16 protein-coding genes are annotated in these 16,437 nt (G+C 72.3%); 3 read left to right on the plus strand and 13 right to left on the minus strand.

The window, feature by feature from the left end:
* Window positions 1–24: 24 nt before the first annotated feature.
* The 12 genes from ACQP10_RS04215 to ACQP10_RS04270 form a co-directional block, all read right to left on the minus strand.
* Entirely contained in the window at window positions 25–2,964 is a 2,940-nt protein-coding gene (locus tag ACQP10_RS04215; RefSeq protein ID WP_433540929.1) for a glycoside hydrolase family 48 protein, read from the minus strand.
* 304 nt (window positions 2,965–3,268) lie between these two features.
* On the minus strand, window positions 3,269–4,876 hold the full coding sequence (locus tag ACQP10_RS04220) for a cellulase family glycosylhydrolase (RefSeq protein ID WP_399499041.1): 1,608 nt from the start codon (window positions 4,874–4,876) through the stop codon (window positions 3,269–3,271).
* 333 nt (window positions 4,877–5,209) lie between these two features.
* Window positions 5,210–6,778, minus strand: coding sequence for a protein kinase domain-containing protein (locus ACQP10_RS04225; RefSeq protein WP_433540930.1), 1,569 nt, complete (start codon window positions 6,776–6,778; stop codon window positions 5,210–5,212).
* Entirely contained in the window at window positions 6,765–7,778 is a 1,014-nt protein-coding gene (locus ACQP10_RS04230; protein WP_189247843.1) for a LacI family DNA-binding transcriptional regulator, read from the minus strand. Before ACQP10_RS04230 ends, ACQP10_RS04225 begins: the two co-directional genes overlap by 14 nt.
* A 105-nt stretch (window positions 7,779–7,883) precedes the next feature.
* Window positions 7,884–8,441 carry a GNAT family N-acetyltransferase gene (locus ACQP10_RS04235; RefSeq protein ID WP_433540931.1) on the minus strand — a complete coding sequence of 186 codons (558 nt, stop codon included), beginning with the start codon at window positions 8,439–8,441 and terminating at the stop codon, window positions 7,884–7,886.
* Between the two features lie 178 nt (window positions 8,442–8,619).
* Window positions 8,620–8,958, minus strand: a complete 339-nt coding sequence (locus ACQP10_RS04240) for a DUF2516 family protein (protein ID WP_179819832.1) — start codon at window positions 8,956–8,958, stop codon at window positions 8,620–8,622.
* 225 nt (window positions 8,959–9,183) lie between these two features.
* Window positions 9,184–9,630 (minus strand): hypothetical protein, encoded by a 447-nt coding sequence (locus ACQP10_RS04245; RefSeq protein ID WP_346017666.1) that lies wholly within the window; start codon window positions 9,628–9,630, stop codon window positions 9,184–9,186.
* Window positions 9,627–10,166: a helix-turn-helix domain-containing protein gene (locus tag ACQP10_RS04250; RefSeq protein WP_346017665.1), complete on the minus strand. Its 540-nt coding sequence runs from the start codon at window positions 10,164–10,166 to the stop codon at window positions 9,627–9,629. The genes ACQP10_RS04245 and ACQP10_RS04250 overlap by 4 nt, the downstream gene beginning before the upstream one ends.
* A gap of 163 nt (window positions 10,167–10,329) precedes the next feature.
* Window positions 10,330–11,256, minus strand: coding sequence for a M56 family metallopeptidase (locus tag ACQP10_RS04255; protein ID WP_179819825.1), 927 nt, complete (start codon window positions 11,254–11,256; stop codon window positions 10,330–10,332).
* Window positions 11,253–11,609, minus strand: coding sequence for a BlaI/MecI/CopY family transcriptional regulator (locus ACQP10_RS04260; protein ID WP_179819823.1), 357 nt, complete (start codon window positions 11,607–11,609; stop codon window positions 11,253–11,255). The genes ACQP10_RS04255 and ACQP10_RS04260 overlap by 4 nt, the downstream gene beginning before the upstream one ends.
* Window positions 11,610–11,838: 229 nt before the next feature.
* Window positions 11,839–12,675, minus strand: a complete 837-nt coding sequence (locus tag ACQP10_RS04265) for a class I SAM-dependent methyltransferase (RefSeq protein ID WP_399499045.1) — start codon at window positions 12,673–12,675, stop codon at window positions 11,839–11,841.
* Between the two features lie 2 nt (window positions 12,676–12,677).
* On the minus strand, window positions 12,678–13,415 hold the full coding sequence (locus tag ACQP10_RS04270; RefSeq protein WP_346017663.1) for an SDR family oxidoreductase: 738 nt from the start codon (window positions 13,413–13,415) through the stop codon (window positions 12,678–12,680).
* Window positions 13,416–13,559: 144 nt separating this feature from the next.
* On the opposite strand from ACQP10_RS04270, the gene mshA reads away from it, so the two are divergent.
* Window positions 13,560–14,798, plus strand: coding sequence for a D-inositol-3-phosphate glycosyltransferase (gene mshA / locus ACQP10_RS04275; protein ID WP_218912126.1), 1,239 nt, complete (start codon window positions 13,560–13,562; stop codon window positions 14,796–14,798).
* Window positions 14,799–14,934: 136 nt separating this feature from the next.
* A complete protein-coding gene (locus tag ACQP10_RS04280; protein ID WP_179819812.1) occupies window positions 14,935–15,414 on the plus strand; it encodes a YbjN domain-containing protein in 480 nt (159 codons plus the stop codon).
* A gap of 472 nt (window positions 15,415–15,886) precedes the next feature.
* Here ACQP10_RS04280 and ACQP10_RS04285 read toward each other — a convergent pair whose 3' ends face one another.
* On the minus strand, window positions 15,887–16,156 hold the full coding sequence (locus tag ACQP10_RS04285) for a hypothetical protein (RefSeq protein ID WP_433540932.1): 270 nt from the start codon (window positions 16,154–16,156) through the stop codon (window positions 15,887–15,889).
* 9 nt (window positions 16,157–16,165) lie between these two features.
* On the opposite strand from ACQP10_RS04285, the gene ACQP10_RS04290 reads away from it, so the two are divergent.
* Window positions 16,166–16,405, plus strand: coding sequence for a cytochrome P450 (locus tag ACQP10_RS04290; protein WP_433541875.1), 240 nt, complete (start codon window positions 16,166–16,168; stop codon window positions 16,403–16,405).
* Window positions 16,406–16,437 lie beyond the last annotated feature (32 nt).

Here is a 16,437-nt window from a genome sequence, read left to right on the forward strand (position 1 = left end):
TGCCCCGCCGGGGCCGGATGCGGGTCAGCCGAAGAGCCGGCCGTACTCCGCCAGGGCGACGGCCACGTCGACCTGGGCCCAGAACCGGTGGTAGTTGAAGGTCGGCGCGGGACCGGTGCCCTTCAGGTAGGCGTCCACCTTCGGCCAGTCCGGGTCGTTCTTGTAGAAGGACCGGATCGACAGGAAGGTGGAGTTCGAGTCGATCACGTCGCCGTTCGGCATCTTGCCGGTCCAGCCGGCCGGGACGTAGATCGGGTCGTCGAGGCGGTTGTAGTCGGCCTTGGTCTCCGGGGTGGAGACGCCCTTGGCGTCCTGGTTGTTCTTCCACATGCCGTCGAGCAGCCCCTTGGCGATGCTCTGGGCCTTGGCGTCACCGGCCTTGGCCGCGTAGTACATCAGCACCTTGGCGTAGGAGCCGGCCACACCGACGTCGGTGGTGTAGTCGCGGATGCTGACGTGCAGCCCGGTGTTGGGACGCGGGTTGTTCGGGTCCCAGGTCTCCGGCTGGCCGGTCCACACCAGGGTCGAGGGGATCTGGAAGGTGCCGTCGGCGTTGACCGTGGTGTTGTCGGTCGCCCACTTGACCCACTTGTCCAGGACGAGCTTGGCGTCGGCGTTGCCGGTCGCGTAGTAGAGCTCCGCGACGCGCTCCATGGACCACGCCTGGAAGCCGAACCACTGGTTGGACGGCGGGTCGTGGTAGACCGGCTGCCAGTCGTAGGCCATGCCGTAGAAGGTCGGCAGGGTCGACGGCGGGCTGGCGTAGTGGCCCTGCCAGCTGTTGGTGGCGCCACCGGCGATCGCGCCCTCGGTCGACTGCAGCCAGCGGTAGAACTCCAGCTGCCGCTTCAGGCTGGTGGTCCAGTCCTGGACGGCGGTCGTGCCCTTGGGCTTGAGCGCGTCCACGCTGGACAGGGCCCAGGCCGCCATCGGGTTCTGGTAGCCGGAGTGGTTGTGGCTGGAGCCGATCCGCCAGGCCCAGCCGGCGGAGCTGTCGAGCGCGCCGCCCCAGGCGTAGTACCAGCTCAGCAGGTAGGCCGAGCTGTCCTTGCCGGTGCCGGCCGGGCACGAGGTGCTGGTGCAGCCCTGCTTCTTGAAGTACTTGTCGTACATCGCGTAGCGCAGGTAGTCGCCCATCTTCGCGGCCTTGGTGACCGAGGCGGTGACCTGCGACTCCTTGCCCTGCTCCTTGGCCCAGGTGTGGGCCCAGTAGGCGACCTGGACGGCGCGGGCGTCGGCGTCGGGGGCGTTGGTGTACTTCCACTGCTTGGCGTAGCTGCTGTCCCCGGTGAACAGGTCGAGGAAGCCGTTCTTGCCGCCGTGCTTGAAGGTGTCGCAGGACGGCTGCGGGATGGTCTCGAAGACCGACTCCTCCGGGCCGCGCTGGTAGGTGTTGATGTAGGCGGGCCTGGTGGTGCCGTCACCGCAGCGGCCGAAGCCGTAGGTGTTGTCCACGTCCAGCAGCCAGTGCATGCCGTAGACGTCGCTGGTGCCGTAGGCGCTCTTCAGCTCGTTCGCGAGCGGGTCGACGCCGACGCTCACGCCGCCGTCCAGCTTGGACGGGTACTGCTTGATGTCGTCCCACTCGCCGGCGTAGGTGGCGGGCTTGGACGGGTTGTAGAAGGAGTTGGTCGGCTGGTCCGCGGTGGAGGGGATGATGTACTTCTCCATCGAGGCCCAGGCGGCGTTGAACTTGGTCCAGTCGCCGGTCACCCTGCCGTAGGCGGCCTCCAGCCACAGGTAGTAGCTGTAGGCCTCGGAGGTGGTCTCGTGCCCCTGGTCGGGCGCCTCGACCATCAGGGTCTCCACCGAGTGGTACGGCACGCCCTCCGGAGAGAAGTAGCCGTTGGCGGGGTCCTTGAGCTTGTTGTACATCGTGGTGAAGCGCTGGACGTACTCGTTGTCGCCACCGGTGGTGTCGTTGTCCACCTCGGTGACGGTCGCCTTGGCCGAGGTGTGGCCGGCGGCGGTCGCGGTGAACTCGGCGGTGCCGGAGGTCTTGTCGGCGTCCTCGGCCGCGGCGATCCGCACCGTCTGGGCGGTGTTCCAGTTGGCCGGGGTGAAGGTCAGCGTTCCGCCGGAGGCGACCGTCAGGTCGGTGTCACCGCTGGTCCTGGTGGTCGTCACGGTGACGTTCGAGGCAGGGGCCTTGGAGAGCCTGACCGACAGGTCCGCGCTGCCGCCCTCGGGGACGGCGAGGGTGGCCGGGCTCAGGACGACCGCGGGGGCGCTGTCGGCCCGCACGCTGATCCCGACCGGGTCGGAGGTGGTGGAGGCGCCCTTGTCGTCGGTCGCCCTGGCGGTGATCGAGTAGTCGCCGGCCGCCACGCCGGTCCAGCTGTAGGCGTACGGCGCGGTCGTGTCGGTGCCCAGCAGGGTGGTGCCGTTGTAGAACTCGACCTTGGAGACCGTGCCGTCGGAGTCGGCCGCGTCGGCGGTGATGTCCACCGTGGCGGGCGCGGTGAAGGTGGCTCCCGCGACCGGCTTGGTGATCTTCGCGGTGGGCGCCTTGTTGACGGGGCCGGACCCGCCGCAGGTGGCGCCGTTGATCGAGAAGCTGCTCGGCTTGGGGTTGGACCCGGACCAGCTTCCGTTGAAGCCGATGTTGGTCGAGGCGCCGGTGGCGAGGCTGCCGTTCCAGTCGAGGTTCCTCGCGGTGACGTTCTGGCCGCTCTGCGACCAGGTGGCGCTCCAGCCCTGCTGGACCTTCTGCGCGGCGTCCGGGAAGGCGAACCCGAAAGTCCAGCCGTTCAGCGGGTCACCGAGGTTTTTGATCGTTATATTGGCGGTGAATCCGCCCTGCCAGTCGTTGGTGGTGTAGGTCACCTCACAGGCGACGGCCGCCTGCGCGGGCGCGGCGGCCAGTGCGGTGGTCATCCCGGCCGCCACGCTGAGCAGCGCCAGCCCGGCGATCCGTCTCCGGAAGCGTGGGAGCGCTCCCGTTCTTTGCGGGGATTGAGGCATCGGGAAGGTCCTCCAGGGGGTGGGTCGGCACAAAACCGCTGGTTGCGGTCACGTGCCGGTTGGAGCCGGGGGAAAGGGGGGTGGGAGCGCTCCCAAAAGGGATTTTTTGAGGCTGGGTGTCCGGATGTCAATGGGATGGATTCCGGGTTACACCCGCGTTTCACGCCGCGGGCCGCCAGGCTGCTGAGATCCCGGCGGGGAATTTCCCGTCATCTGAAACTTTCACGTGCCTGCGGGGGTACCGGGGGCCCCGGGAGGCCGGGTCACCGGGAAGGGACCGGCCGCCGGGGCTCCCCGGAGGGGGTCAGGATCCGGAGCAGGTGACGCCGGACGGCTCGCCCGCCGTGCCGTTGGCGGTGAAGCCGACCGCGACCGACTGCCCGGCGCCCAGGTTCCGCGCCCAGTCGGGGCCCTGCGCCGTCCAGGTCGTGCCGCTGGTCGTGACGACGGCGTTCCACGCGCTGGCGAGCGTGACGCCCGAGGGCATCGTCCAGGTGGCCTTCCAGCCGTTCAGCGCCGAACCGCCGGAGTTCTTGATGGTCAGCTCGCCCTGGAAGCCGCCCTGCCAGGAGTTGACGAGCTTGTACGACGAGGTGCACGAGGCCGGGCCGGCCGTGGGAGAGACCGTCGGGGTGGCGGTGGGGGTGCCGGACGGGGAGGGCCCCGGGGTCCCGCCGTTCCCGCCGGACGGCGGGATCAGGTAGGGCTGGATGATGTCCTGCTTGACCTGGTCGACCGTGGTCCAGTCGTCCTTGAGAATGCCCCCGGTGTCACCGGAGTTGGGGTTCCACGACCAGTACGTGAACGACATGCCGTTCACCCCGGTGCCGGTGTACTTCAGCAGCTCCTGGAGCCAGACCTTGTCGATCGGGGACTGCATGGTGCTGCCGAACTCGCCGATCATGATCGGGGCGATGTTCTGCCGGTGGAGGTAGCCCCAGTACCGGTCCCAGATCGCGGGCATGTTCGCCGGGTAGGACGGGTCGTCGAACCACGCCTGGCGGTAGACGGACGTGGCGTACTCGTGCGGCGAGTAGACCAGGCGGTTCGGCACGCTGAGCCGTACCGGGAACTGCCCGGCCTTGGACAGGTTGCCGCCCCACCAGCCGCAGTCCTCGTCGTTGCTCGGGTCGTTGTCCCAGACGTTGGACAGGCCGCCGCTCGGGCAGCTCACGCCCTCGACGAAGATCAGCCAGTCGGGGTTGACCGACAGGACCGCGTTGCCCGCCCGCTCGGCCGCCAGCCGCCAGTCGCGCGCCGGGTCGCCGCAGCCCCAGCAGGACCCGGTGGCCGCCGGGTTGGTGCCCTCGGCGTGCGGCTCGTTGTGCAGGTCGGCGCCGATCACCGTGGTGTTGCCCGCGTAGCGCCGGGCGAGCGTCTTCCAGTCGTCGATCCACGTGCTCTCCGGCGTCGCGGAGACGTACCACAGGGCCGACTGCCCGGCGGAGGTCGGGCGGTGCCGGTCGAGGATGATCCGCATGCCCTTGCCGCCCGCGTAGGCGATGACCTTGTCGAGGATCTGCAGCGGGGTGTTCCCGGCCAGGTCGGGGTTGACGTAGTCGTTGACGCTGGTGGCCGTCGCGCCGGGCTTGAGCGCGTCGTTGGAGAACGGCACGCGCAGAGTGTTGTAGCCGAGCGAGGCCATCTTGTCGATCTGGCTCCGCCACGGGTTGCTCGACCACAGACCGTGGAAGGTCCTGTTGTCGGTCTCCATGCCGAACCAGTTGATGCCGGTCAGCCGGACGGTCGCCCCCGCGCTGTCGACGATCTTGTTGCCGGAGGTGTGCAGGTAGCCGGTTCCGGTGCCGCCCGCCGCGCCCGCGGGGGAGGAGACGAACACGACCGCCAGCGCCGAGGTGACGGCGAGCGCCGCCAGCGCCGCCATCCACCTGCGAACACGCAGGACTCTCATCGGGTGCCCTTCGAGGAGTCGAGGACGGATCTGCCCGCGGGGGGATCCCCGCGAGGGAGGGTGCGGCCGGTCGCGTCGTCATGCTTGGCCGCCCGGCGGACGCCCGTCAACCGCCCGTCGACCGTCCCGTCTCCCCCGCGGGCCGCGTGACCTGCGCCGTCCCGGCACCGTACGGCTCCGGCCCGCCCCCGGGTTCCGTGAAAGTTTCACCGGCCGCGCCCCGCGGACGCGGCGGGGCGCGGCCGGCGCCGGGCGTCACGGGCCGGAGCCGCGCCCCGGGCGGTCACCGGCGGGTCGGCCGCGCCGCGAGAGGCTCCCGCCGGTACGGCCCGGTCAGCCGGTCAGCGCCAGCGCCACGTACCGGAGCTGGTCCCTCAGCGCGTCGCGGAACCCGTCCGACAGGGCGCCCTCCCGGTGCCGGGTGTCGATCTTCTCCCGGACCACGGCGAGGTCACCGGAGCAGCAGACGACGCCGTCCAGCACCTGTCGCAGGTCCAGCGCCACGTCCGGGCGTATCCCGCCCCGGCTCTGCCCCTCGGCGAGCAGCGCGTTGAAGCCCCGCACGCTTCCCTCCAGGTCCGGCACCGGTGGGACCTCCGCCACCGGGGCCGTCTCCGGCGCCCCGCGGTCCGGAGGCGACCGCCACGCGCGGGCCGTCCGATCCGCGCGTGGCGGCTCGCCCGTCCCCGGGGACCGCTCGGCGGAACCGGCGGATCCGTCCGGGGTGGCCGCGGACCGCTCAGGGGTGCCCGCGGACCGGTCAGGGGGGTCCGCGGGCGGCGTGGAAAGGTCCGCGGGCTGGTCAGGGGAGCCCGCGGACCGGTCTGGAGAGATGGGGGAGGAGGGGTCCGGGGAGCGGGCCCGGCCCGGGGTGGGAGAGGCGCCGAGACGGGGGGTCGCGGACGGGACGGGCCGGGTGGCGGGCCCGAGCGCCGTGCCCGGCCCGGCCCGCTGGCCTCCCGGGCCGAACACCTGGTACCACGTCAGGGCTCCCGCGGCCAGCACCACCGCCGCCGCCACCAGCGTCCAGCGCACGATCACGGTCCGCGCCGCCGTACGGGTCCTGGACGGCGGCCGGGAGAGCCGGTCGGCCACCTCGCGGGCCTTCGGCCGCTCCGCCGGGTCGGCCGACAGGCAGCTCCGGCAGAGCGCGGCGATCCCGGACGGCAGGCCCGGCGCCCGGACCTCCGGCGGCGGTCCCTCCCGTCTCGCGTTCTCGATCTCCTCCCAGGTCCGCTCCGGGTACGGCGGGCCGCCGGTGAGCATCTCGAACAGCAGCACGCCGAGCGCGTACACGTCGCCGGCCGGGTCGGCCGTCGTGCCGGTCAGCCGCTCCGGCGCGACGTAGGGAGGGGTGCCGTAGTCGGAGGCGTGGTCGTCGTCGCCCTCGCCGATGAACGCGGCGATGCCGAAGTCGAGCAGCTTGGCTCCGTCCGCGGTCAGCAGCACGTTCTCGGCGGTCACGTCCCGGTGGGCGATGCCGCGGGCGTGGGCGGTGGCCAGCACGGCGGCCAGCCGGGCGGCGATGGCCGCCGCCTCCCGCCACGGCAGCGGCCCCTCGGCGATCCGGTCGGCCAGCGGCCGGCCCTCCAGCAGGCGCATGACCACGTACGCGGCGAGACGGCCCCGGGTGGTGACCGTCTCGCCGTAGTCGTACACCTCGATCGCGTCCGGGTGGATGAGGCGCGCGGTGGCGCGGGCCTCCCGGCGGATCAGCTCCCGGTCTCCCCGGTCGGAGCCGAGATCGCCGTCCAGCACCTTGACCGCGACCTGCCGTTGCAGGGAGCGGTCGAAGGCACGCCAGATGACGCTCATGCCGCCCGCCGCGATCGGCTCCACCAGGTCGTAACGGCGGGCGAGGACGTCTCCCGCCTGAAGTCCACCGGGCTCAGGCGGACTCACGGACCACCAGCTCGGTGGGCAGGACCGGGTTGTTGCCCGCGCCGCCGGCCGTGGCCGGCGACGACATGGCCAGCAGCAGCAGGCGGGCGGCCAGGGCGGCGAACTCCTCCACGGGCTGGCGCACGGTGGTCAGCGGGGGAGAGGTCCGCCGGGCGACGGGGGCGTCGTCGAAGCCGATCACGGCCACGTCGTCCGGCACCCTGCGTCCCGCCCGCCGGAGGGTCTGGACGGCCGCGGCGGCCATGACGTCGGAGGCCGCGAACACCGCGTCCACGTTCGGCATCCGGCGCAGCAGCCACTGCATGCCGTGCACGCCCGAGTTGTGGCTGAAGTCGCCGTAGGCCACCGGCACCCCGGTCATCCCGGCCAGGGCGAGCGTCTGCAGGAAGCCGTCGAGCCGGTCCCTCGCCGCCGGCAGCCCTGGCGGGCCCGAGATGACGGCGATGGACCTCCGCCCGCCGAGCAGCAGGTGCTCGGCGGCCTGCCGTCCGCCGTCGCGGTTGTCCATGTCGACGTGTGGAAGCTCGATGCCCTCCGGCGGCTTGCCCAGGCACCGTATCGGGACTCCGGAGGCGGCCAGGGTGACCGCGAGCGGGTGCCGCTCCCTGGCGCCGATGAGAAGGACGCCGTCGACGCCGCCGGAGACCAGCGGCGGCGTGGCGACGGTCGAGGTCGCCGCGGTGGCCGTCATCATCGCCAGGGGAACGCCGTGGCGGGTGAGCACCTCCTCCGCCGCGGTGATCAGCCTGGCGTAGAACGGCTCGGTGAACAGACGGTGTACGGGCTCGCAGAGCACCGCGGCCACCATGTGGTCGGACCGGCGTCCGGCGCCGCCCCTGGGGGCGCGGTGCCGGACGTAACCGAGACGTGAGATCGCGTCGTGCACCTGCCTGCGGGTCGACGTGCTGACCCGCACCGAACCGGTGAGTACCCGGGACGCCGTGGCGGGGGAGACCCCCGCTTCCGCCGCGACCTGGGCAAGTGTGGGTAGATCCGACATAACTTCCTCCACACCAACATTCCGCACAGGTGGGAGCGCTCCCAGTGAACGTAGCATTGTTTCGGAAGTGTCAAAAGATGTTTCCAAAAAATCACTACATGTATGTCAAATCTCTCTGACTTTCCAGTCAGGGGCCAGTATCGCCATGGTGATCGAGTCGTGCCATTCCCCGTTCCACCGCAGGGCGTCACGATGCACGCCCTCCTGGACGAAGCCGGCCTTCCGGTAGACGTGCAGGGCCCGCTCGTTGAAGGTGAAGACCTCAAGGTGAATTCGGTGGAGCTGCGTGGTGGTGAAGGCGTGGCGGAGCACCAGCCGGATCGCCTCGCCGCCGTACCCCCTGCCGAACACCCGGGGGCCGATCAGGGCGATGCGCAGGTTGCAGGAGAGGTTGTCGGTGTCGAGGTCGTTGAGAACGATCTCCCCGACGTAGGCGCCGTCCTGGTCGTCGGCGCAGATCGCCAGATCCAGCCGGTTGTCGTGCTCGCCGCGTGAGGCGTACCAGCGCTTGATCGCCTCATGGTCGGGCTTGGCGTGCGAGCCGGTCAGCCGGCCGGTCTCCGGGTCGTTGACCAGCTCCCACAGCCCTTCGACGTGCTCGGGGCCGACGGGGCGGAGCGTCACGCGGTCCCCGGGCAGGATGGGTTTGTCGGCGAACATCATCCGGAATGTCTACCTGGTCCGCCGTTCGCGGGGCAATGGGGTTATGGCGTCCGGGGCGACGGACCGTGTGCCCGGGTGGCCGGGCCGTGCGTCCCGGCGGCAGGGCCGCCGAGCAGGCGGGTCGCGGGTCCGGGTGGACGGGGCGCGGGTCCGGGTGGGCCGAACGGAGGGGCGGCGATCACCAGGGGCCGTAGGGGCCCGAGTTGCCGCCCCGGCCGACCTCGCCGACGGCCGGCTTCACGTCGGCGAGATAGATGCCGGCCGCGATCACCGCGGCGATGGCGAAGATGTTGAGCTGGCCGAGGCCGACCCCGAAGTAGCCCACCGCGGAGGCGAACGAGAAGAGCGCCGCCAGTCCCAGCACGATCAGCCAGAACTTCTTGCTCTGCTTGCCGGCGACCGCGAACGCCCGCGCCGACGTCCGTACGGCGTGGAAGAGGGCCCAGGCCGACATGGCGAACGCGGCGATGGAAAGCACCCAGAAGATCAGGTCCAACACGCCGTGGATCTGGAGCATCGCCTCTCCTAAACGTTCGCCTCGCTGGTGTCTCTCAGACTAATGCCGCCGGAACGTGCGTGCGGCACGCGAACCGGAGCCGCCCGTGGGCGCGTGCGGGCCGGCGCCCCGGAGAACGCACGCGGTGCGCGGGCCGGCTTCCGGGGCGTGCGGGATGTGAAAGCGCCCGCCCCGCGGCCCCGCCGCGGAAGCGGACGGGGGCGCGGGGCGGGCGCGGTGCCGGCGTCAGGCGCGCGCGGCGTTGTTCGGCTTGGTGGTGCGGGTGGTCTTCCGGGGCGAGGCGTTGGTGGCCGACGCGGCGATCGCCGGTTCGGCGGTCTCGGAGACCTCCTCCAGCTCCAGCGCGGCCTCGCCGCTCGCCCGGGAGACGACCTTGCGGCCACGGGTGGCGAACTCCTCGTAGAGGCCGGCCGCCATGCTGGTGAACTGGTCGGCGTAGACGCGGGCCTTCTCCGGGAAGTCCTTGGCGTAGACCTCGGCCTTGTCGGCGAACGTCCTGGCCCGCTCGGGCAGTTCCTTGGCGACCTCGCGGATCTCCTCGCGACGGTCCTGGAGCCGCTGCAGCTGGTCGGGGATCTCGCGGAGCTTCTCGACCGCGTAGTCGCCCGCGCCCGCCACGGCGTAGAACGGCTTGGAGTCGGCCAGCTTCTTGACCTCGGTGGTGAACGTCATTGATCAGTCCTCCTGGTTTTCCGGTTTGACGTCTTGGGCTTCGCCGCCGCCTTCGGGGACCCGCCGTCCTCCGGCGTGGTCACGCGGTCCTCGGGCGAGGGCGTGTCGTCGGGCGAGGAGTCCGTGCCGCCCCCCGGAGACTCGGCCGCCGGGTGCGCGTCATCCGTGGTCCACGCGCCCTCGGCCGGTGTCTCCGACCGGTTCTCCTTGCGAAACGACTCGTAGATGTCGATCAGCACCTGGCGTTGCCGCTCGGTGATGTTGCGATCGGCCCTTATGGCGGTCAGCACGTCACTGTCGGGCTCGCGATCCTCGATGAGGCCGGCCTGAACGTAAAGTGCCTGGGAGGAGATCTGCAGGCCCTTGGCGATCTGGTTGAGGATCTCCGCGCTGGGCTTGCGCAGGCCGCGCTCGATCTGGCTGAGGTAGGGGTTGGAGACCCCCGCCGAGGCCGCCAGCTGGCGCAGAGAGATCTTCGCCTGCGTCCGCTGCTCCCGGATGTACTCGCCGATCGAACCGACCTTCGGTAGTGCCATGTGTCCAGTGTGCACCACTCTGCTTGCAAATGCAAACGCGGTGGCTAACACCAGCAAACACGGGCCGGCGCGGTGTGGCGGAACGGAGCGGTCGGCGCGGCGTTCTGAGCCGTGCGCGGGCATGCCCGGCCGGCGTGGCGCCACGGCCGTACGGCCGGCGTGGTCAGTGCGGGATCAGCCAGAGCAGCGGGGCCGAGGAGGTCAGCGTGACCGAGAAGGCGACGATGGCGTAGCGGATCCGCCGGGGCAGGTCCGGCACCGGGTTGACCAGGCGCTGCACCCGGGCCATCACCGTGTCGCAGGTCCCCGTCGCGCCGAGCGTGCCCTGCGGGGCGGGGACGCTGCCCGCCGTACCGAAGCGCAGCAGGGCGGTGGCCAGGCGGCGGGGTGAGCAGTAGCGGCGGGCGGCGTCGTCGGCGGCCATCTCCACCAGCAGGCCGACCTCGCTCTGTATCAGCCTGACCAGCCGCGACCAGGGCAGCGCCCGGTGCAGGGCGGCGAACGGCAGCAGCACCAGGTCGTGGCGCTCACGGACGTGCGCGCTCTCGTGGGCGAGCACCGCGGTCAGCTCGTCGGGGGACAGCAGCTTCAGGGTGCCGGCGCTGACGACGACCTGGGAACGCAGGCCGGGCACGCAGTAGGCGGTGGCGCCGGGGTGGTCGAGGACCCGCACGCCCGGGACGTCGGGGTCGTCATGGGAGACCAGCGCCAGCAGGACGCGGTGACGGCGCCGGGCACGGAGCGTCTGGGAGGCCGCGGTGAGCAGCACGACGACCAGCACCGACAGCGCGGTCAGTCCCGTGATGAGGGCGAGGATCCTCGGCACGTCGTAGGGGCCGGGGGCGTCGTAGCCGCCGTCGAAGGCCGAGTGGACGAAGGAGAGGAGACCGTGCAGCACACCCTGCCGGTAGGGCTCCAGGGCATAGGCCAGCAGGGCCCCCGTCCCCGCGAGGCCCCAGGTCACCCCGAGTGCCTGCCACAGGACGATGGCCACATGGGGAGCGCGGTAGGTCCACCGTGCGTGGGTGAACCGCCAGGCTCCGATCGCGCAGACCACGGCGAGTATCGCCAGGGCTGCAGCGGCTATCACTCGTCCTCCAGCTCCGAAAGGGCTCTGAGCAGGATCTCCGCCTCGCTGCCGGAAACGGCCTGGGCGAACCTGGTGAGCGCGGCGGACCGGTCTCCGGTCATGTCCAACGCCTCAAGCATAAGCTCCGCGACGTACGCGTCGCGGCTCTCGGCCGGCTCGTAGCGCCAGGCTCGCCCGGAACGGGTGCGCACGAGGAAGCCCTTGCGGGTCAGCCGGTCGAGCACGGTCATCACGGTGGTCGGCGCGAGGTCCCGGTCGGCGATCAGACGCCCGACCTCGCGCGCCGTCACCGGGGATGACTGCGCCCAGATGATGTCCATGATGCTGCGTTCCAACTCGCCCAGACCCTTCACGGGAACAAGCCTAGCTCCCGCACCACGAGGGGTAGTACTACGGGTTGTCGAGTCATGCGGAAGTGGCCTTCCCGTCAGGGTTTCCGGCTCCGAGGTGATCGGCCCGGGGCTCCGGGGAGGACGCCCCGGATCTCCGGACGCGAAAGGGCGGGCCGGGACCCCGGGGGCGGCCGGTCGAGGCTTCCCGGCGGCCGGTCGCGGATTCCGGTCACCGGTCACCGGTCACCGGTCACCGGTCACGGACGTCGGCCGTGGGTTCCGGGGGCCGGCCCGGGTTCCGGGGGGCGACCGCCGCCCAGTCGAGGGTCAGCTCGCCGAGCCGCCAGCGGCCCTCGCCGCCGAGCGGCGGGCGCACGGCCACCGGCCAGGCCGCGGCAAGCATCCGGGCGGCGGCGATCCAGCGCTGCCGCGCGCCGTGGGCGCCGAGGGCGGCGTTGACCGCCCAGGCCCGGTCGAAGTCGCGCAGGAAGGCGTGGACGGGCTCACCGGGGACGTTGCGGTGGATCAGCGTCTTGGGCAGCCGCTCGGCGAGGTCGGAGGGACGGTCGAAGGCGTCGAACCGGGCCGCGAGGGTCAGCGTCCGCGGTCCGTGCTCGTCGAGCCCCACCCAGGTCGCCCGGTGCCCCACCTCCGAGCAGGTGCCCTCGACGATCATCCCGCCCGGCGCGATCCGGCTCCGCAGCAGCGCCCAGTGCTCCCACGCCTCGGCCTCGCCGTACTGCCGCAGCACGTTGAAGGCCCGCACCAGCAGCGGCGGCCTGCCCACCGGCAGCTCGAAGCCGCCGAGCCTGAAGGACAGCCCCGGCCGCTCGTACGGCCTGGCCGCCGCCACCCGGGCCGGGTCGATCTCCACCCCGACGACCTCGACCGACGGGCAGACCGCGCGCAGCCGTTCGAACAGCTCCAGGGTCGTGACGTGCGAGGCCCCATAGCCCAGGTCGACCACCAGCGGGCGGTCCGCCGACCGCAGGAGCCGCCCGCAGGCGACGGTGATCCAGCGGTCCACCCGCCGCAGCCGGTTGTGGCCCGTGGTCCCCCTGGTGATCTCCCCGACCGGTTTCGCCATCGTCAGACGCGGTGGACCTTGTGCTGGGCGGCCTGGGCGCGGGGCCGGATGACCAGCCGGTCGATGTTCACGTGGGCGGGGCGGGTGACGCACCAGGCGATGGCGTCGGCGACGTCGTCGGCCGACAGGGGATCGGGGACGCCCTGGTAGACGTGGCCGGCGGCGGCGGAGTCGCCCCGGAAGCGGTTCAGCGAGAACTCCTCGGTGTGCACCATCCCCGGGGCCACCTCGACGATCCGGACCGGCTCACCGCACAGCTCCAGCCGCAGCACCTCGGTCATCGAGCTCTGGGCGTGCTTGGCCGCGACGTAACCGCCGCCGCCCTCGTAGGAGACCAGCCCGGCCACCGAGGTGAGCATCAGCAGCACGCCGTCGCCCGACTCGATCAGGCGGGGCAGCAGGGCCCTGGTCATCCGGAGCGAGCCGAGCACGTTGACGTCGTACATCCGCTGCCAGTCGGCCACGTCGGCGCCGGCCACCGGTTCGAGGCCGATCGCGCCGCCCGCGTTGTTCACCAGGACGTCGCAGCGGTCGAGCGAGGCGGCGAACTCGTCCACCGACTCCTGGGAGGTCACGTCCAGGGTCACCGGGCGGATCCCCGGCACCTCGGCGGCCAGGGCGTCGAGCCGGTCGCGGCGCCGCGCGCCCGCCACCACGTCGAACCCCTCGGCAGCCAGCCGGCGCGCCGTGGCCGCGCCGATCCCGCTGCTTGCACCCGTGACGACCGCTGTCTTCCTCATGGCGTCCCATCCTGCCAGGGCGGCTCACCGGTACCCCCGGGGAGTCCGGATGCTGGGAATGTTGCGAAGTATTGAGTGGTTAAAGCGTTTTCGGAGGTGGTGTCCGTGAGGCGACGGCGGGTCAGCCGGGTCGCGACGATCAGCATGCACACGTCCCCCCTGGACCAGCCGGGGACCGGGGACGCGGGCGGCATGAACGTCTACATCGTGGAGGTGGCCAAACGCCTGGCCGATCTCGGGATCGAGGTCGAGATCTTCACCAGGCAGACGGCCCGTGACCTGCCTCCGATCGCCGAGATCGTCCCGGGCGTCTCCGTCCGCCACATCACCGCGGGACCGTACGAGGAGCTCGACAAGGGTGACCTGCCCGGCCAGCTCTGCGCCTTCCTGTCGGGCGTGCTGCGCACCGAGGCGATGTACGACCCGGGACGCTACGACCTGATCCACTCCCACTACTGGCTGTCGGGCCAGGTGGGCTGGCTGGCCAAGGAGCGCTGGGGCGTGCCGCTGGTGCACACCATGCACACCATGGCCAAGGTGAAGAACCTCCTGCTGGCCGAGGACGACAAGCCCGAGCCCGCGGGGCGGGTGCTGGGCGAGGAGCAGGTCGTCCAGATCGCCGACCGCCTGGTGGCCAACACCCCGACCGAGGCCCGCGAGCTCGTCGACCTGTACGGCGCCACCCCCGGCCGCGTCGCCGTCGTCAGCCCCGGGGTGAACCTCGGCGTCTTCCGGCCCGGGTCCCGCAGGGCGGCCCGTCATCGGCTCGGCCTGCCGCGCGACGCCCACGTGCTGCTGTTCGTGGGCCGGGTGCAGCCGCTCAAGGCCCCCGACGTGCTGCTGCGCGCCGCGGCTCGGATGATCGCCCAGCGTCCCTCGCTCCGGCGGACGCTCATCGTCGCCTGCGTCGGCGGCCTCAGCGGCAACGGCCTGAGCCGGCCCTCGTACCTGTCCGACCTGGCCGCCTCCCTGGGCATCGAGGACGTCGTCAGGATCGTCCCGCCGGCGCCCCAGCCGGAGCTGGCCGACTGGTACCGCGCGGCCGACGTCACCGCCGTCCCCTCGCACAACGAGTCGTTCGGCCTGGTCGCCCTGGAGTCGCAGGCCTGCGGCACCCCGGTCGCCGCGGCCTCCGTGGGCGGCCTGCGCACCGCCGTGCGCGACGGCGTCTCCGGCGTGCTCGTCGAGGGTCACGACCCGCACGACTGGGGGCGGGTGCTCACCCGGTTCGTGGACCGGCCCGCCTGGCGCGACGCGCTGTCGGCGGGCGCGGTGAACCACGCGGCGGCCTTCGGGTGGTCGGCCACCGCCGCCCGCCTCTCGGAGGTCTACGCCGGGGCGATGGCGCACCTTCACCGCGTCCCGATCGCCGTCTCCTGCTGACCCCGCGTCCCGCCGTCTTCCGCGCCGTCCCGCCGCCCGTAGGTCGGACGGGCGGGCGCGGCTTCCGCCGTCCCCGTCCCGCCCGCCCGCTCTCCGAGCCGCGCCCCTCCTCGCGGGCGGCTCGTAGGGTGGACGCATGCGTGAAGTGATCGAGGCGGCGCTGAAAGGCGCTGAGGTCTCCTACGAGGAGCCCCGGCCGGGGGCATTCCTGGTCAAACTCCCCGGCCAGCACAAGCTCGCCACCATGACATGGTTGATCGTCGGCGACCAGGCGCTGCACGTCGAGGCGTTCTTCTGCCGCCAGCCCGACGAGAACCACGTCGAGTTCTACCGCTGGCTGCTGACCAAGAACGGCTCCATGTACGGCGTGCACTTCGCCCTCGACCCCGTCGGCGACGTCTACCTCGTCGGCCGGGTGCCGCTCGCCGCGGTCTCCGAGGAGGAGATCGACCGGCTGCTGGGCTGCGTGCTGACCTACTCGGACGAGGGTTTCGACCGGGCACTGGAGCTGGGCTTCGCCTCCTCGATCCGGCGCGAGTGGGAGTGGCGCGCCAAGCGCGGCGAGTCGCTGGCCAACCTCAGGGCGTTCGCCCGGTTCGCCGAGCCCGGCCACTGAGCCCGGCCACTGAGCCCGGTTCGCCGGGCCCGGCCGCGGCCCGTCAGACGTTTCGGCCGGCGCCGAAGGGTTCCGCGCCTAGCGTGTGGGTCATGATCTCCCAGCCGAACAGCGCGGCCCGGCCGGCCCAGCCGGTGGTCGTGAGCCGTTACGACGAGGTGCGGGCGCTCCTGGCCGACCCCGCCCTGACCGTGCCCGCCGTGCCGCGGCCGCCCTTCTCGCTGACCGTGGCCTGGCTGCGCGGCGCGGTCGGCCGTTTCGCCGACGGCCCGGTGCACGCCGCCCGCCGGGCCGCGTCGGTGGGCGTGCTCGCCGGACTGGACGAGCGGGCGCTGCGCGCCGAGGCGTTCCGGCGGGCGGCGGGGCATCCCAGCCCGGAACTGGTGCCGGTCGAGGTGCTGGCCGTCGCGCTGGGTGTGCGGGCCGAGGACGGCGCGCGGGCCGCGCAGGCGGTCGCGGCCCTCGCCCCGGCCTACCTGCCCCCGCGACCCCGCCCGTCCAGGCCGCTCCGCCTGCCCAGGCCATCTCGCCTGTCCAGGCCGCCCCGGACGACGCCGCGGCCGACGCGGGCCTGGCCGAGCTGTCGCGGCTGCTCGGTGACCCGGAGCCGGAGCGGCTCGCCGTACTGGCCGGGCTGCTCGCCCAGGCGTGCGCGGCGACCGCCGATCTCGTCCGGAACGCGCTGGCGGCGGACACCGGCCCCTGCCCGGTGGAGGACCTGCTGGCCGAGACGCTGCGCCACGACCCGCCGGTGCGGGCGCTGCGCCGCGTCGCCGTACGGCAGGCCGCCGGGGGAGTCCCGGCCGGGACGACGGTGCTGCTGGACGTGGCCGCGGCCAACCGGGATCCGCACGTGTTCGACGACCCGGACCGCTTCCGGCCCGGTCGTTCCCCACGGCACCTGACCTTCGGGGCGGGACCGCGACCCTGCCCCGCCGAGCGGATCGCGCTGGCGCTGGCGGCCGGTGTGGTCGAGGCGGTACGGCGATGACGATCGAGACGGTAAGGCGATGACCGGAGGGA

The sequence above is a fragment of the Streptosporangium sandarakinum genome (assembly GCF_050942225.1).
GTDB lineage: Bacteria > Actinomycetota > Actinomycetes > Streptosporangiales > Streptosporangiaceae > Streptosporangium > Streptosporangium nondiastaticum.

Bases quoted from the DNA above. Each gene is read 5' to 3' on its own strand.
- mshA (WP_218912126.1), top strand. From the start codon at position 13,560: ATGCACACGTCCCCCCTGGACCAGCCGGGGACCGGGGACGCGGGCGGC.
- ACQP10_RS04240 (WP_179819832.1), bottom strand. From the start codon at position 8,958: ATGCTCCAGATCCACGGCGTGTTGGACCTGATCTTCTGGGTGCTTTCC.
- ACQP10_RS04230 (WP_189247843.1), bottom strand. From the start codon at position 7,778: ATGTCGGATCTACCCACACTTGCCCAGGTCGCGGCGGAAGCGGGGGTC.
- ACQP10_RS04265 (WP_399499045.1), bottom strand. From the start codon at position 12,675: ATGGCGAAACCGGTCGGGGAGATCACCAGGGGGACCACGGGCCACAAC.
- ACQP10_RS04220 (WP_399499041.1), bottom strand. From the start codon at position 4,876: ATGAGAGTCCTGCGTGTTCGCAGGTGGATGGCGGCGCTGGCGGCGCTC.
- ACQP10_RS04270 (WP_346017663.1), bottom strand. From the start codon at position 13,415: ATGAGGAAGACAGCGGTCGTCACGGGTGCAAGCAGCGGGATCGGCGCG.
- ACQP10_RS04250 (WP_346017665.1), bottom strand. From the start codon at position 10,166: ATGGCACTACCGAAGGTCGGTTCGATCGGCGAGTACATCCGGGAGCAG.
- ACQP10_RS04280 (WP_179819812.1), top strand. From the start codon at position 14,935: ATGCGTGAAGTGATCGAGGCGGCGCTGAAAGGCGCTGAGGTCTCCTAC.
- ACQP10_RS04235 (WP_433540931.1), bottom strand. From the start codon at position 8,441: ATGATGTTCGCCGACAAACCCATCCTGCCCGGGGACCGCGTGACGCTC.
- ACQP10_RS04215 (WP_433540929.1), bottom strand. From the start codon at position 2,964: ATGCCTCAATCCCCGCAAAGAACGGGAGCGCTCCCACGCTTCCGGAGA.
- ACQP10_RS04245 (WP_346017666.1), bottom strand. From the start codon at position 9,630: ATGACGTTCACCACCGAGGTCAAGAAGCTGGCCGACTCCAAGCCGTTC.